This window comes from Polaromonas sp. UC242_47, assembly GCF_044452385.1.
Lineage (GTDB): Bacteria > Pseudomonadota > Gammaproteobacteria > Burkholderiales > Burkholderiaceae_C > Polaromonas.
The window spans coordinates 96,327-110,764 of the sequence record NZ_JBIOAO010000002.1 but is presented as its reverse complement, the minus strand read 5'-3'; the positions used below and the strand labels follow the sequence as shown (position 1 = coordinate 110,764).

Genomic DNA, 14,438 nt, shown 5'->3' with positions numbered 1-14,438 from the left:
TTGTTAAACCGAACGAGCCCCAGCGGCGACCCGAGTACCCACCACATCGGGCCGGGAAAATCCAGCATCGGTGTTTCTCATGCCCACACCGATGCCCGCAATCGTAATCAATACCGCCACCAGCAGGACGCAAGCCAATGCCATGGCCACACTTGCCTTTGAAAAGACAAACCGAACCGGCGCCAGCGTCCGCATGTCCGAGGACGCCACGTTTTCAACCCGCTCCGACGGAAGCCCCTTGGATACCAGCACGATCAGGACGCAGGCAAACAGCAAGGACAGCAGATTGCGTGGCCCTTCACAAATCAGGTCGATCGCCAGAAAAAGTGCCAACGCCGCCTCCAGCGGCAGGTTGAGCATGGACAGCACGATACCTGCAAAACCTACGGCGGCAAAGCTGTTGTGGCCGGCCGAAGCAAATGCCGCCAGCGACGCGCCCAGGCAGATCAGGAAAAACTCCTGCTCTCCGATCGCTTGCCCATAAATATTGGCAACAAAAACAGCCAGCAAAGCGAAATAAAGTGCGGCACCGGAACGCATGAACACGGATGAAATGGGGATGACCAGCTCAACAATGCCCCGGCTGAATCCCAGCCTGGAACTCATGGCCTCGATCGTGTCAGGGATGGTTGCCGTGGAACTCGCCGATGTCAGGCTGATCAGCGCAGGTGTTTTCAGCGCGGAAAGCACCACACTTGGCGATAGGCCGGACTTCTTCCAGATCAACGCGGTTGCCAGCACCACCAGAACGGTGGTAAATGCAAAAAATGAAGCCAGAAAACTACCCATGGCGTGCAAGGTATGGGCATCCGTCTTGGCCGCGAAATAGGCCGCCATCCCAAAGGCCATCACCGGGATAAAAACATTGACATGTGAAATGATCAATTCGAGCGCCCGGTACACGGCCTCAAAGATCCCCATCAAGGCATTGCCTTGGGTTCTGAGCAGCGCTGCGAAAGCCAGCCCAAAAAATATGGCACACATCAGAATTCCCAGTGACTGCCCTTCGGCCAGCACACGGAAAAAATTATTCGGCACCACACCCGCCCACGGGCTGGCCACGTCTGCAACCGGAAGCGCCGCCCCGTACAAAAAGATTTCAGCATTGGCGGCATCACCGCCGGCGTTTTGTACCAGCTCCCCGAGGTACTCACGGCTGCTAACGCTCAGGTTCTGGCCGGGTCCGGCCAACACACCAAACACCGTGCCCAGAACGGCGCACAGGACCACCAGCCCGATGGCCAACGCCACAATCATCACAACCCGCTTTCCAGGCTGCGGCAGCAGCAAGGTCTGGCGCAGACCAAAAAAAGTCGCCACCACCAGCAGCGGAAGTGCGGCCATGTTCACCAGGGCCAGATAAATTTGCCCCAAGAGAAAAGCATGGTCGCCCACCGACGGGGCGAACAAACCCACCAGTCCGCCGCCCATCACACACAGAAGGAGCGCCAGGGGGTTGTTGGACAAACGCTTCAGGAATCCCATCCCGGCCTGTTCCATCCTCGGGCGAGGGCAAAAGCGACACTGGCTCTGGCCAGCTCCAGCGAACTGTCAACCAGCGTCAGACCAAAGACATCTGCCGATCGGCTGGCGATGGGAATCTCGGTGCAACCCATGATAAGCGTGGTCGCGCCCTGCCGGACCGCATCCTGGCACGCCTGCGAGAGCTGTTGCGCGCCGGCCTCCAGGTTCCCGGCCTTGACTTCGCGAATGCAACTGTCCACCTGCTTTTGTGCGCCCTCGCTGTCCGGGAGGATGAAGTTCATGCCGCGCGCCAGCAGCTCACGCTGGTAAAAGCCGGAAGCCAGGGCCCCGCGGGTGGCAAAAATCGCCACACGCGAGCCTGCGGCAGCATCGATCGCCTCAACGCAGGTCTTGGCAATATGCAACAAGGGAGCTTTGCTGCTGCGACTCATTTCATCGAACCAGTGGTGCGAAGAGTTGCAGGGGATGGCAATGACGCCCACTGCGGCCTGATTGAGCATGTCTATACCTGCCAGCAATTGTGGCAGCGGGTCCCGGCCCCGGCCCAGGATGGCGCTGGAGCGATCGTGGATATGCGGCAAGCTGGCCACAATCACCGGCAGATGATCCTGATCACGCGAGGCAGGGGTGAGCTTGACCAGCTTGTCCAGAAAGTCGACAGTGGCCGACGGCCCCATTCCTCCAAACACGCCAATGCGGGACATGGTGAATTCCTTAAATCTTTAAGGGCCGCGGACAAATCAGGGACACCGCCGCGTTATTGCCAATCACCAGCACCAGGGTCCTCAGCATGTCGCAAATCGGATCCACCGCGAGGAAGAGAATAAACGCCGCTTCAAAAGGAAGCCCCAGGTAGCTGCAGGTCAAACCGACCAGCGACACCGTCAGCAGGCCGGTCATGCCGGCGGAGGCAAATCCGGCAAGGATGGAGGCCGACAGCACCACAGCCAACTCGGCCGGCCCCAGCACCTTGCCATACAGCTGCGCAATAAATACGGTGGCAGCCACGTAATAAATCACCGGCCCGATGCGCAACAGCGAGACACTCAAGGGCACCATCAACTCGACGCGCGAACGGGCAAAGCCCAGGCGATCAGCCAGGCTTTCGATCATGACGGGCATGCAGGTTGCGCTGCTGCGTGTGGCCAGGGCCAGGGCAAAAGGACCTCTCAGCGCGTTCAGGGTCTGGCCCAAGGAGGCATTTGAGCGCTTCCAGAGAATGAGGGTCGCGATCACCAGTGCCAGCAGGGAGGCAACAAAAAAGGCCAGTACAAATTGCGCCATGGCCTGCAAGGGGCCAATGCCGGTTTTCGCCATTTGCGCCGCGCTCATGCAAAAGAGGATGATGGGCAGCGGATAATTCAACCAGCGCATCAAGGTCTGGCATGAGTGGTAAATGGTTTCCAGCGACTGTGTGAGTCCATCCGATACCCGTGACGGCACCTGGCTCACGGCAAAACCGAACAACAGCGAGAACACCAGGGCCTTCAGGGTATCGCCGCTGGCCAGCGCTGCAAAAATATTGGAAGGCACCAGGCTGACCAACACCTCCGTGAAACTCACAGACTTGACGGGTGCATCGACGCCCTGAAGACTCATGACCGTATCGCTGGAGTTCAGGTCGTTGCCAACAATCTTGCCAAAAGTCTGCATGGTTTCCGTCGAGAGGTTTTCCCCCGGCTTCATCACCAGCAGGGTCAGGGCCCCCAGCAAGGCGACCACCACCGAAAAGGCGATGAACACCACCGCGACACGTGCCATCAGGCCACCCGCGCCGCCTTCACGAAAAAGGCGCTGCAAACTGAAGATGACCGCCGACACCATGAACGGCAAGGCAATCATCTTGAGCAAGTCCACATAGACATCCCCGACGAAACCCAGCTTGAGCCCCACGGCGGGCATATACATCCCCAGCGCGAAACCGGCGGCCAAGCTGGCAACCACCACCCAGGGATTGAGCACCCAGGCATAAAGTTTTTGTAGATTGATCATCACGACGCCTTGGTTAATCGGTTAGCGGTCAAGCGCTTTCAGCACTTTGTCAATGGTCATTTTTTCAGTGCCCTCGGACAAAAACTGGTTCACATAAGCCAGCAGCGTCGGGTCCTGAATACCGACCGCAATCCCCAAGGTGTCCTCCAAGTCCTTGAAGGTCACGGTCCGCAAGGTCAGCGATGCCGTCGGGTCGCTTTTCAAAATGCGCTTGATCTCAAACTCATCCCGGTAGGCGGCCATGACCTGGCCTTTTTCAAGTGCCTTGAGGACATCGCCCCAGCTTGGAAACTCACGCAACTCGGACAGCGGGAAGTTCTTGCTCGCGTAGTCTGAAAATGAAGACTTCGCGATGACGCCTATAGAACCTTTGAAATCGCGGATCACGACAGGCAGCGGCCGATCACGCGCCAGCTCGGCAAACTTCACCCGGTTCAGGATGAAGGCGTGGTTCAGCCGCAGGTAAGGGTCCGTGAAACTGATCATCTGCGCGCGTGCCAGCGTTCTCGACAACTTGCTGATGCCCAGGTCCGCCTCCTGTCGGGCAACAACATCGACCACCTCATTGAAAGTCCGGGCGCTGCGATCGAACCGGACGTTGACCTTCAGTTCCTTGGCGATCGCCTTGGCCAAATCAACCTCCAGGCCGACCAGCTCGCCCTTCCTCATATAGAAAAAGGGCGGTGTGTCGACACCCAGCATGGCGACCACCAGTTCGCCGCGGTTCACGATACGGGCAATGCCGGGCGCCAACTGGCGGCCATCCGCCACCTTGATCAAGGCCGAAGCCGGCACCACCGACGCACTCACCTCGGCCAGCGCGAGCGCCGCCGCAGAAGGCGCTGGTGCCGGCGTCCCGGCGGCGAGTGTCAGCCCGGCAGAACCGCTCAGGCCAAGGACGAGAAAAGCCACTTTCAACCAGCCATGTCGCGGGCCGTGGAAATGTTGTCCGGGTTGTTTGAATAACATCTTCAAATCCTGATTTATGGTTTTGCAGCGGCAGGCGCAGAAGGCAGCTCGCTGGCCGTTGCGAGGGGCGTCACAGGGGCAGGGACAGCAGGTATCACCATTGCGGGCATGGCCCCCTCGACAGGCAAAGCAACTCTTTTGCCGATCTCCACACCGAGCAAAAACAGAAGCACGCACAGCAAAAGCAGGCACAGCCCCGCAATCGTCATCATCCGGGTGGTCAGCGATAAAGTGTATTGCATTTGTTACTTATATTCACGACTAAGAGACCATGGCGGTGAACTGCCCAGGCACCAGAATCTGGATCACACCACCCCATTGGCACATCAACTTGGAGGAGTTTTGCAAGCTCGGCATGCCCCCCACCAAGACCGTCGGAGAACCTGGCATCCAGGGGGCGGCGGTCATGGGAAGACAAGGCATGGGCGTCAACACACCCAAAGCGGCCGCCGTTGCAGCGGCGACCATCGGATTGGACGCACAGTTGCACATGCCAAACGGCAACACATTGACGAAAGGCACGTGGTCCATGATGTTGGCCGCCGGCCCGCCGGTTAACAAACGATTGGCCGGAAGCACCGTCAGCACGCTGGGCGCCGCACCAAAGCTGCACTGGAGAGTTGCGCCAACGGCGACTTGCATGCCCATGGTCAGCCTTTCACCAGTTTTTCGAGACGTTTCATCAGGCTGGTTTTTGCCTCGTCGTCACGCAACTCGACACCCTTGCTGTCGAAACGCTGGGGCTTGCCAACCGGTTTGCCCGCACGGTACAACAACACCTCCATGACCTGCCCGTCCGGCCAATACCGCGTCAGCGATCCTTCAAGCAGGTTCTTCCTGTAGCTGGCCTTCTGAACAAGCGCGCCCTCGCGGTCATAGTCCATGGCTTCACCCTCCAGCAATCCTTGACGGTACTGCGAGCGGCGAACCACAGCGCCTTCACTCATGAACAAAGCCTCGCCCTCGAGCTGCCCCTTGTAAAAACTTTGCTTCGTGGTGAGGTCACCCGACTCCGCATAAGACGTTGTTTCGCCATGCAGCGCACCCGCCGAGAAACGCTGCTCGGACAACAAGCGCCCCCCCCACATACACACGGGTCACGCCCTGCTGCACACCGCGGTGGTAAGCAGCTTCCTGCACCGGCTCACCGTTCTCGTCAAAAAGCTTCAGGACACCATGCAGGACACCGGCTTCGTACGGCGCCATGGCAAGGAGTTTCCCGTCCGAACCAAAAGAACTCATCTCGCCATGCAGGACACCGTCCATGAAGCCGGCCCGGCTCACCAAGCCGCCCGTTTCATTGAACTGCTCGTGTTCAACAAACCCAGCTTGGGCATCACCCACAGGCAGATCCGCCCTGGCGGCGGGGGATGGTGAAGAGGTATGCGGTGCAGCCATGTCAGTTGATCTTTACCAGGCCGCCCTTGAGCGTCAACATACCGCCCCCATCCACCGTTTGCATGGCAGATGCCTTGTTTGTCACCATGGCGCCTTCATTGTCCAGTGTGGTGCCGGCCTTGTTTTTCAAGCCCGTGCCGGCCTGGTTCGTCAGGTCCAGACCGGCCTTGTTGGTCAGGGAGGTGCCGGCCTCATTGGTGAGGGCCGTGCCGGCCTTGCTGGTGAGCGCAGTCCCGGCCTCGATCTTGAAGGTCGTCCCCGACTTGATGCTGATGGATCCGGTCACGTCAATCACCAGATTGCCGGTCACCTTCAATTCGTAGTTGCCCGTGACGGCCTGCTTGAAATCGGCCTTGTTGGTGTGTGTTTCATTGCCGGTCACGGTCAGTACCCGCGTGCCCTTGACACTGTGCGTCTCCTTGCCGGTTTGGACATCAACGGTGCGGTCGCCCTTTTCAAGCGTGTGTGTCTCGGAGCCCTTGAACAAGGTGGTGCTCAGGTCGTTTTCGATCTCGACCTTCATGTCCTTCTGCGCATGGAAATAAAACTCTTCGGCGTCTTTCTTGTCTTCCATCCGCATCTCATTGCCCGCAGTGCCCTGCTTGGACGAACGCGACTTGATCGTGCTCTGGGTCTGCATGCCTGGTAGCGTCACGGGCGTGGTGTTCTCACCGTTGTAGACACAACCCGTGACCATGGGTCTGTCGGGATCGCCGTCGACATAACTGATAACAACCTCTTGACCAATGCGGGGCAGGAACAGACTGCCCCAAGCCAGGCCAGCCCAGGACTGCGACACACGAACCCAGCAGGAGCTGTTTTCATCCTTGACGCCGACCCGGTCCCAGTGAAACTGAACCTTGATGCGCCCGTGTTTGTCGGTCCAGATCTCCTCGCCGCTGGGCCCCACCACCAGCGCGGTCTGGCTGCCCGATACCCGAGGCAGAGGCGATACCCGTGGTGGTCGAAAAGGCACTGTGGCCGGAAAGGCCTCAAATCCGTTGCTGTACTGGTCATTGCTGGCAGCGTGGGTCACCACACGCAAGACCAGCGCCGTATTCAGGGCCGATCGGCTGTGACCGGACAAGGTGAATTTTTTACCCGCTGACAGGGGGTAGCAATAACTCGTGCCGCGGCATACGGCACCATCGACCTGACTGGCCTCGGAACGAACCTTGGCCCGCTGCGTGCCGTCGGCAAGCACGCCGTGTTTGCCGGGGTATTCAAACTGCTTGCCTTTGCCGCTGGCGCCCAAGGACTCCGTCAACAAGGCCGTGCTGGGCGTCAAATAGTTGTAGTCGCTGTATTCAAACTTCTGAGTGACCAGTCGGCTTTCATATTCCAGCTGGTTGACCACGTCGATCTCGCGCCGCCCGCCGGGGTCGGGAAAATAACGCAAGGCGGCGGCGCCTGCGCAGTCGGTGTGCACCGACGTACTGTCGCCCAGCACCATGGTATGGCCACCATCGGCGAAGGTGAAGAAGTAAAAAATGCCCTCTTCTTCCATCAGACGGGAAATAAATTCCAAGGCCGTCTCGTCATACTGAACACAGTATTCGCGGCTGCCATAAGTTCCGGTCAGCTGCGCATCAAACGTGACGCCAAACTGGCCCAACACCGCTTTGACGATGTCGGCCGCCGTCTTGTTCTGGTAAATCACGCGGTCCCGGCTGAGGGTCAGCAGCCACAAGCTGGGCACCAGCTCCGCGGAGTAGGAAGAAAAGGCCGTGTCACCGCCCGCATGCATAAAGCGCGACACGATGCCGTTGAAAAAGCGTACAGGGCCGGCGGGCAAGGCGAACTTGACCGTCACCGATGCCCCAATGATCAACGCCGGGTCCAGCCCGGTGTTCGACGAACGCATGGCCAGCGAAAATTTGAAGGGTTGTGAAATCGCCTCCACACCTTGAAAGGCGTCCAGCAACAACGCGTCCGCACCGAACGGCGTGTTCACCGCCAATGTCGAATTCGTTTGTTTGTAACCTGTCCGCATCTTTGCTTACGCCTGCTTGGGGGGGCCGAATGTGAAGGAAAAATCATCGCGCCCATCCACGCCCATGTGCACTTCGCCGAAGGCATCGGACATAGAAATTCGCTCCAGCACCTGGCGCGACAATTCCGGCAGCACGGCATGTGACAGGATGTGGTCCACATTGCGCGCACCGCTGTCGACTTCGGTGCATCGGGCCGTGATGGTTTGTGCCACGGCATCGTCCCAACTGAACAACGCTTTGTGGTTGCGCGCAAAACGCTGCGCCAGTTTCCCCAGCTTCAAGGTCACGATGGAACGGATTTGCTCGTCCCCCAACGGGTAATAAGGCACGATGGCCAAGCGCCCCAGGAAGGCGGGCGAAAACTGTTTCGTCAACACCGGGCGCAGCCGCTCGACAAGTTCTTCCGGATCGGGCCGGCGTCCACCCTCACAGGCATCGGTGATGACATCCTGAGCCGCATTGGAGGTCAGCAAAATCAGGGTGTTCTTGAAGTCGATCTGCACCCCTTCGCCGTCTTCCATCACCCCCTTGTCAAACACCTGGAAAAACAGCTCCAGCACGTCCGGGTGGGCTTTTTCCATTTCATCAAGCAAGACCACGCTGTAAGGCCGGCGTCTGACCGCCTCCGTCAGCACCCCGCCGCGGCCATAACCCACATAACCCGGTGGCGCACCCTTGAGGCTGGACACCGTGTGCGCCTCCTGAAATTCGGACATGTTGACGGTGACCATGTTGCGGTCCCCGCCGTAAATCATGTCGGCCAGCGCAAAAGCGGTCTCCGTCTTGCCAACGCCACTGGGCCCGACCAGCAGAAACACACCCACCGGCTTCCCCGGGTCATCAAGATCGGCGCGCGAAGTTCTGACGCGCCGAGCAATGGCGTCCAGTGCCTGATCCTGCCCCACCACCCGTTCGGACAGTTTTTCCTTGAGATTGAGGACGGTGTGCAACTCATCCGCCAACATCTTGCCAACCGGAATGCCTGTCCAGCCCGAAATCACCGACGCCACCACACCCGAATCCACACACACCGGGATCATGGGCTCGTCACTCTGAATTGCATCCAGGCCTTTTTCGAGCCGGTTCAACGAAGCCGCCATGTCTTCGTTGTCTTCGTTTTCCAGACGGATGCCATCGTCACCCAGTCCATCCGCAATCCGCTTGCGCAACGCCACGATTTCGGCGACGGCGTTTTTTTCCTCGTCCAGCTTTTCAGTCAGCCGGCGTTGGCGTTGTTTGTGCTTTTCCAGCTCCAGCGCCAGGACCTGGATGGCATGGGCATGGTCGCGCCCGGTCGCAGACTCATGCCTGAAGATACGGAGCTGGCTTTCCGCATTGGCGATTTCACGTGTCACCGCTTCGATTTCAGGCGGAACCCCGTTTTGCCCAATGGCCACGCGCGCGCAGGCCGTGTCCAGCACACTGATGGCCTTGTCGGGAAGCTGGCGTCCGGAAATATAACGGTGCGACAACTTGACGGCATCCCTGACCGCGTCGTCGATGATCTCCACACCATGGTGTTTTTCCAGGGTCTGAACCATGCCGCGCAACATGTCGATGGCCACCTCCTCGGAGGGCTCATCGACCTTGACCACCTGGAATCGCCGCGCCAGGGCCGGGTCTCGTTCAACATATTTTTTGTACTCGGCCCAGGTGGTGGCGGCAATGGTTCGCAACTCGCCGCGCGCCAGCGCCGGCTTGAGCAGATTGGCGGCATCGCCCTGGCCTTCTGCGCCACCGGCGCCTATCAGCTGGTGCGCCTCATCGATGAACAGAACAATCGGTACCAAAGACGCCTTGACCTCGGCAATCACGGATTTCAGACGGTTCTCGAACTCGCCCTTGACACCGGCTCCGGCTTGCAACAAAGCCAGATCGAGCGAGCGCACAGACACCTTTTGCAAGGCGGGGGGAACATCGCCCAACACCACGCGTTGTGCAAAACCCTCGACCACCGCGGTTTTGCCAACCCCGGCCTCACCGGTCAGGATGGGATTGTTTTGCCGCCGCCTGAGCAGCACATCGATGATCTGCCGGATCTCCGCGTCGCGTCCGCGAATCGGATCGATCTTTCCCTGCCGGGCTTGCTCCGTCACGTCTACCGTGTACAAATCCAGCGAAGGGTGGGCCGAGGCTCCCCGACGCATGCTCGGCATTTGCAACGAAGAGGCGTCCGCACTACCAGTGGCCGCTGATGATGGCCCGGAGGCCGAGGCCTGTGGCGGCGTGCTCGCCGGTTTGACCGGGGTACGCAGGGCACCACCTGCATCTTCCGCCGAGTTGGCCAGCACATCGGCCAGGTTCTTGCGCAAACTGTCGCGTGGTATTTGCAGCAGGCCAGGCGCCGACTCGATCAGGGCGCCGCGCAGGCTGTCCACCTCAAGCAAGGCCAGTATCAAGGTGCCGGACCGGACTTGCTGCTCGCCTAACAGCATGGAGCTCAGCAGCCAGGCCTCCTGGAACAAGGGCGCCAGATGTGGCGACAGCGCAGGTGTGCGCCCATTGCCTCGCTTGAACCGGTCCATGGCCTCCTGCAACTGCGCGAGGATGACATCCATCTTGATGTCGTACTCCGGGAATATCAGGCAGACGTCGGGGGCTTCCGTTTCTATCAGCTTGAACAACAGGTGTTCGACATCCACGTTGTAATGGGTTTGCTGGACACACAGTTCCGCAGCTTTTTCCAGCGCCCGTTTGCATTCCGGGTTGAGCTTGCCCAGCAGTGTGCGAATGTCAATTTCCATCTTGTTTGCCGTTTCGTTCAGACCGCGCCAGGGACGGCCTCGTCCTGGAGTTTGAATCTTGCCGGGGCAAAGGTCCCGGAATAAGGCGTGCGGCCGACCAACCAGGAAGTCCAGCCCAGCCGCAGCGGCTCTTTCTGTCCCAGGATACTTGGCTTGAGTTCTCGGCCATCGACCTGAAGCACCATCTCTACGCCCACGTCTTGCTGAAGATAGCGGCGAACCATCCACTTCATCAGTTCGTGTTCTTCCCCCCCTTTGAGCAAGCGCCGCAAACGCTTCAGGGTCAGACCCGACAACTCGATGGAGATGCCGGCACTCTGATCCCACACCCGCTGGCCCAACACGGCCGAGCGCCCCAAACGCGGCGCACGATGGGATGCGCGGGTGGTGAGCCTGGCAATATCGCGTGGCTCCAGGTTCCGCCAGCCGCCACAAAACTGCGTACCCCTGGCCGTCACCCCCAAGCGGTCCGACAACATGGCCAGCAGCCCTGTCATGGACCGGGGTGCACCCCCCATCAGCCCGGCATGCCGAATCCAGGTGGCTTCACCCAAGGGCGCACGGACACCGGCTTTCAGGCCGAGGGCGCTGAGGGAGTCCAGGCAGGCCGCCAGCGAGGAAGACTGGGGCGAAAGCCAGTTCAAACCCATGTGGTGTTTTTTACGGCTTCGGTACAGGAACGCCAGAAAGCGGTGATTGAAGATATCCAGGAAATCAGCCGTGGCATGGTCGCGGGCGGCCGAGCGCTCCAGCACCATTTCGGTAAACGGCAAAGGCAGCGGTCCCTGGGCACCGGCCAGCGACATCACAGCGCTGGTCAATCTGTAGGCTTCGCCGTCCTGCGGACCGACGCTGACCTTGCTGACATCGCTGGGCTGGAAGCCGAGCGACACCACCGAACTCAGGCGAACCGATTCCGTTTGGCCGTCGCCGCTGCCCACGGGCGCCAAGTGTGGCGACGCCCGCTCCAGCAGGCTGATGGCCTGAAAAAGATTAAAGCCTTGCGGCCGGTCAACCAGCCTTTCGACTAGAGCACCAGCTGGCGGCCGCTCATCGGTTCCCATTGTTTCCATACTTCATCGCCGCGGCGTACCCCTAACTGAACAAATGAATTAACGGAGGTGTACATGGCAAAAAATCGGGCCAGCACCGCAGACATCAACAACTGCGAACCGCCGACAAAAGCCTCCTCATCAAACTCGAGCGTGACTTCGGTGCCCCGGCAATAACCCCGCCAGGCGTCATGCCCGACCCGGCCGGTCACGCTGCGCGCCTGCAAGCCCTGGATGCCCCGGATCTGCTCATGGTCACGCGTGCTGTCCGACGCAAACAGGGTCAACATTTCGCGCAACTGGTCTTTGCCAGTGGAGCCATCCACCAGCGATTGGTGATTGAGCGTCAACAGGGACACCAGACGCCACAAGGTCTCGCTGCCCAACGGCGGGTTGCGCTGAGACGTGGGCTCGTAGAGGCAACGCACGCTGGCTGTTTTCGAGATGCCTTCAGCCACCATGCGGGCGCCTATCGGCACTTGCTCCGCCAGCCGCCGGTTGGTACACAACAGGTTGGCAAAAACCACGGGTTCGGACGGCGTCTTCAAGGTGTTGGCCTGATCCACAAAGGACAAAAACACATCGGTGCCGGAAATATCCTTGCGCAGGCTGTGTTCGCGACGCGACGACCAGAAGCTGGTCTGCGCATCCGCCCGGATATGGCCGAGGGCAGAAAAACTGGGCACCAGTACCGGCCGCTCCGCATTGGGGTCAGAGGCGGTCACGGAAACAATGGAATGCACCTCGGTCGTTGATTCGCGTTGGCGGTCGGCCACCAGCAGATACTCGTAGTGCCTGTGATCCACCAGGATGGGCTCGCTGGTTTTTGGGAACAGATTCACGATGGGTGTACACCCGAGCCGGAAGTTGTCGGCCGAGATGTTGCCCAGGCCACGCACCGGCTGACCCAGGGCCAGGGTTAACTCAAACCGCGTGCATTTGCCCACACGGTCCCGCAGATTGCACAGATCAAAAAAGTGAAACTTCCGCGGAAAGGAAAAATACTCCTGCATCAAGCCATAAGCCGGCTGTGCATTGGGCGGCTGGGGAAGAACATTTTCTCCCTCCGAATAACCCACTTCGCGCCAGGAGCCTTCGGGCAAGGTTTGCGAAAAGCCATTTTCTGGCGTGATGCTGGTGCTCACCACGTCAGCCACCAAAAATTCGTACAGGGGCATGGTGGTCATCCAGTCTCCCTGCAAATGGATGCGCAGGCTGTCCATCTCCAGTTCCGAAAAATCGGTCTCGGGGCTGCACTCAAAAGTCAATCGCAACGTGGAGCCGCCTTCTAGCATCGCTTTGCTGATCGTCACCGGCCAAAGCACGGTGGCCCAGGCGGTGCGAAAACGGCACTGCTGGCCACTAGACGCGCTGGCATACAAAGCGGTGTGCTGGGGAATCTTGAACCCGGCCGTCACCTTGCCCTGGCTGGGGTCCAGGCGAAATTCGGCCACCGTCATCGACGGCACAGGCTGAATCAGCGAGGGGCACAAGTTATCAAGCAGCGCCGCCGCCACCTGCGGAAACTCCCGGTCCAGGTCCTGGTGCACCCGGGCTGCCAGGAAAGCCACGGACTCGATCAAACGTTCGGTGTGCGGGTCCAGTGACTCCGTGCCATGCAAGGCCAGCATGGACGCCACTTTGGGATAACGCTTGGCAAAGTTGGAACCCTGGTCACGCAGGTAGACAAGTTCGCGCTTGTAGTACTGCAGCAAGTCGTTGTGCAAAATTTCGGCCATGCTCAAGCCGCCTTCGCGCGGCTACCCTGCCGCGGATCAAGCTGGAGTTCAAAATTCAACTGACGCAATTTCAAACCTATGGTGACGGTCCCGCCTATCACCAGGGCCGCCGCGCCCCCCGCGCTGGGCGCGGGAAAGGCCTTGACGGTCACGTCTTTCAAGCGGGGTTCGTAGTGATTGACGGCTTGTTTGATCGTTGACTGCAACAGATCAAGATCCGGGTGGGACTTGGGAGACAGCGCTGAAATATCCGGAATGCCGTAATCCAGGGTGGTGCCCGTGCTGGCAGCAAATTCCGAGGGGCTCAAACGCGAGCGGGTGTTCATGAGGCGGGACAACTCCCGCCCTATGGACAGCTCCAGCTGCTCGGGGGTCAACAATTGCTGGCGCTGGCCCTCCGAACCGTGCAACGACGACAGGCGATCAAACAGGGGGACGGGTGAGCCTCGGACGAGTTCCGACATGATGGCGTGCGCCCCCTAAGCAAACGGCTGACATCGGTGAACGTACACCGTGCGTCAGGCAGGTGCGAGGGCTTTGCCCTCTTTCAGATCCCAGCCAAACGGCGCAACACCCTTCTGGGTGGAATCCGGGTTTTGCTGCGTCATCTGCGAGGTGATGGTCGTGAAGTTGATGCTGAAGCTTTCCTGAGGCAAGTCACCACCGCCAGAGCCCGAGGTGCTGATGCCAGAGATCATGGCATCACCCAGAACGTACTTGATGGTCGACATGACCTTGGCGCCTTCAATCCGGGTGATAGACACGGTGGCCGTACCCAGTTTCAGATTGCCGGCGCACGCCTGATACAGACCTGGCGAGGACGAATCCAGGGTCTTGGTGAAGTTCATTTCCGAAAACTGGGGGCCGTCGGAGGTACGTTCGGTATTGCCGGGCCGCGATGTCAGGGACTGACTCAACCCATGGCTGAAAGAGTCCAGGATGATTTGATCTTTGTACGGATCTTCCGTGCAATTGCCTTTAATCGAATCAATTTTGAGATAAATCATGAATCACTCCGTAAATAATCAACTGTGTGATGAGGGCCCGGACACACTGGCCGAGCCC

At 59.5% G+C, this 14,438-nt stretch carries 14 protein-coding genes; all 14 read right to left on the bottom strand.

Features of this window, described 5'->3' with window-relative positions:
- Positions 1 to 3 precede the first annotated feature (3 nt).
- Genes ACHMXK_RS21290 through ACHMXK_RS21225 form a run of 14 tightly spaced genes read right to left on the bottom strand, consistent with a single transcriptional unit; the run spans position 4 to position 14,380 of the window.
- Positions 4 to 1,485 (bottom strand): dicarboxylate/amino acid:cation symporter, encoded by a 1,482-nt coding sequence (locus ACHMXK_RS21290; RefSeq protein ID WP_397442676.1) that lies wholly within the window; start codon positions 1,483 to 1,485, stop codon positions 4 to 6.
- The gene (locus tag ACHMXK_RS21285; RefSeq protein ID WP_397442675.1) at positions 1,473 to 2,189 is read right to left on the bottom strand and encodes an aspartate/glutamate racemase family protein; all 717 of its coding nucleotides are present in this window, start codon (positions 2,187 to 2,189) and stop codon (positions 1,473 to 1,475) included. The genes ACHMXK_RS21290 and ACHMXK_RS21285 overlap by 13 nt, the downstream gene beginning before the upstream one ends.
- A gap of 10 nt (positions 2,190 to 2,199) precedes the next feature.
- Entirely contained in the window at positions 2,200 to 3,477 is a 1,278-nt protein-coding gene (locus ACHMXK_RS21280; protein WP_397442674.1) for a dicarboxylate/amino acid:cation symporter, read from the bottom strand.
- A 21-nt stretch (positions 3,478 to 3,498) separates the two neighbouring features.
- A complete protein-coding gene (locus ACHMXK_RS21275; protein ID WP_397442673.1) occupies positions 3,499 to 4,446 on the bottom strand; it encodes an ABC transporter substrate-binding protein in 948 nt (315 codons plus the stop codon).
- 14 nt (positions 4,447 to 4,460) lie between these two features.
- On the bottom strand, positions 4,461 to 4,688 hold the full coding sequence (locus ACHMXK_RS21270) for a hypothetical protein (RefSeq protein WP_397442672.1): 228 nt from the start codon (positions 4,686 to 4,688) through the stop codon (positions 4,461 to 4,463).
- Positions 4,689 to 4,707: 19 nt separating this feature from the next.
- Complete coding sequence (locus ACHMXK_RS21265) at positions 4,708 to 5,094, bottom strand: DUF4280 domain-containing protein (RefSeq protein ID WP_397442671.1); 387 nt, start codon at positions 5,092 to 5,094, stop codon at positions 4,708 to 4,710.
- A 2-nt stretch (positions 5,095 to 5,096) separates the two neighbouring features.
- Positions 5,097 to 5,393 (bottom strand): toxin-antitoxin system YwqK family antitoxin, encoded by a 297-nt coding sequence (locus tag ACHMXK_RS21260; protein WP_397442670.1) that lies wholly within the window; start codon positions 5,391 to 5,393, stop codon positions 5,097 to 5,099.
- Between the two features lie 55 nt (positions 5,394 to 5,448).
- Positions 5,449 to 5,844, bottom strand: a complete 396-nt coding sequence (locus ACHMXK_RS21255; RefSeq protein WP_397442669.1) for a toxin-antitoxin system YwqK family antitoxin — start codon at positions 5,842 to 5,844, stop codon at positions 5,449 to 5,451.
- Between the two features lies 1 nt (position 5,845).
- The gene (locus ACHMXK_RS21250) at positions 5,846 to 7,837 is read right to left on the bottom strand and encodes a type VI secretion system Vgr family protein (RefSeq protein WP_397442668.1); all 1,992 of its coding nucleotides are present in this window, start codon (positions 7,835 to 7,837) and stop codon (positions 5,846 to 5,848) included.
- Between the two features lie 6 nt (positions 7,838 to 7,843).
- Positions 7,844 to 10,582, bottom strand: coding sequence for a type VI secretion system ATPase TssH (gene tssH, locus ACHMXK_RS21245; protein WP_397442667.1), 2,739 nt, complete (start codon positions 10,580 to 10,582; stop codon positions 7,844 to 7,846).
- Positions 10,583 to 10,599: 17 nt separating this feature from the next.
- Positions 10,600 to 11,655, bottom strand: coding sequence for a type VI secretion system baseplate subunit TssG (gene tssG / locus ACHMXK_RS21240; protein ID WP_397442666.1), 1,056 nt, complete (start codon positions 11,653 to 11,655; stop codon positions 10,600 to 10,602).
- Positions 11,610 to 13,373 carry a type VI secretion system baseplate subunit TssF gene (gene tssF / locus ACHMXK_RS21235; RefSeq protein ID WP_397442665.1) on the bottom strand — a complete coding sequence of 588 codons (1,764 nt, stop codon included), beginning with the start codon at positions 13,371 to 13,373 and terminating at the stop codon, positions 11,610 to 11,612. The genes tssG and tssF overlap by 46 nt, the downstream gene beginning before the upstream one ends.
- Positions 13,374 to 13,375: 2 nt before the next feature.
- On the bottom strand, positions 13,376 to 13,837 hold the full coding sequence (gene tssE / locus ACHMXK_RS21230) for a type VI secretion system baseplate subunit TssE (protein ID WP_397442664.1): 462 nt from the start codon (positions 13,835 to 13,837) through the stop codon (positions 13,376 to 13,378).
- 54 nt (positions 13,838 to 13,891) lie between these two features.
- On the bottom strand, positions 13,892 to 14,380 hold the full coding sequence (locus ACHMXK_RS21225) for an Hcp family type VI secretion system effector (RefSeq protein ID WP_397442663.1): 489 nt from the start codon (positions 14,378 to 14,380) through the stop codon (positions 13,892 to 13,894).
- Positions 14,381 to 14,438 lie beyond the last annotated feature (58 nt).

Excerpts from the sequence above, each read along its gene's own strand:
- tssG (WP_397442666.1), bottom strand. The coding sequence starts at position 11,655 with ATGGAAACAATGGGAACCGATGAGCGGCCGCCAGCTGGTGCTCTAGTC.
- ACHMXK_RS21225 (WP_397442663.1), bottom strand. The coding sequence starts at position 14,380 with ATGATTTATCTCAAAATTGATTCGATTAAAGGCAATTGCACGGAAGAT.
- tssE (WP_397442664.1), bottom strand. The coding sequence starts at position 13,837 with ATGTCGGAACTCGTCCGAGGCTCACCCGTCCCCCTGTTTGATCGCCTG.
- ACHMXK_RS21275 (WP_397442673.1), bottom strand. The coding sequence starts at position 4,446 with ATGTTATTCAAACAACCCGGACAACATTTCCACGGCCCGCGACATGGC.
- tssF (WP_397442665.1), bottom strand. The coding sequence starts at position 13,373 with ATGGCCGAAATTTTGCACAACGACTTGCTGCAGTACTACAAGCGCGAA.
- ACHMXK_RS21280 (WP_397442674.1), bottom strand. The coding sequence starts at position 3,477 with ATGATCAATCTACAAAAACTTTATGCCTGGGTGCTCAATCCCTGGGTG.
- ACHMXK_RS21250 (WP_397442668.1), bottom strand. The coding sequence starts at position 7,837 with ATGCGGACAGGTTACAAACAAACGAATTCGACATTGGCGGTGAACACG.
- ACHMXK_RS21285 (WP_397442675.1), bottom strand. The coding sequence starts at position 2,189 with ATGTCCCGCATTGGCGTGTTTGGAGGAATGGGGCCGTCGGCCACTGTC.
- ACHMXK_RS21270 (WP_397442672.1), bottom strand. The coding sequence starts at position 4,688 with ATGCAATACACTTTATCGCTGACCACCCGGATGATGACGATTGCGGGG.
- ACHMXK_RS21260 (WP_397442670.1), bottom strand. The coding sequence starts at position 5,393 with ATGAGTGAAGGCGCTGTGGTTCGCCGCTCGCAGTACCGTCAAGGATTG.
- ACHMXK_RS21265 (WP_397442671.1), bottom strand. The coding sequence starts at position 5,094 with ATGGGCATGCAAGTCGCCGTTGGCGCAACTCTCCAGTGCAGCTTTGGT.
- tssH (WP_397442667.1), bottom strand. The coding sequence starts at position 10,582 with ATGGAAATTGACATTCGCACACTGCTGGGCAAGCTCAACCCGGAATGC.
- ACHMXK_RS21290 (WP_397442676.1), bottom strand. The coding sequence starts at position 1,485 with ATGGGATTCCTGAAGCGTTTGTCCAACAACCCCCTGGCGCTCCTTCTG.
- ACHMXK_RS21255 (WP_397442669.1), bottom strand. The coding sequence starts at position 5,844 with ATGGCTGCACCGCATACCTCTTCACCATCCCCCGCCGCCAGGGCGGAT.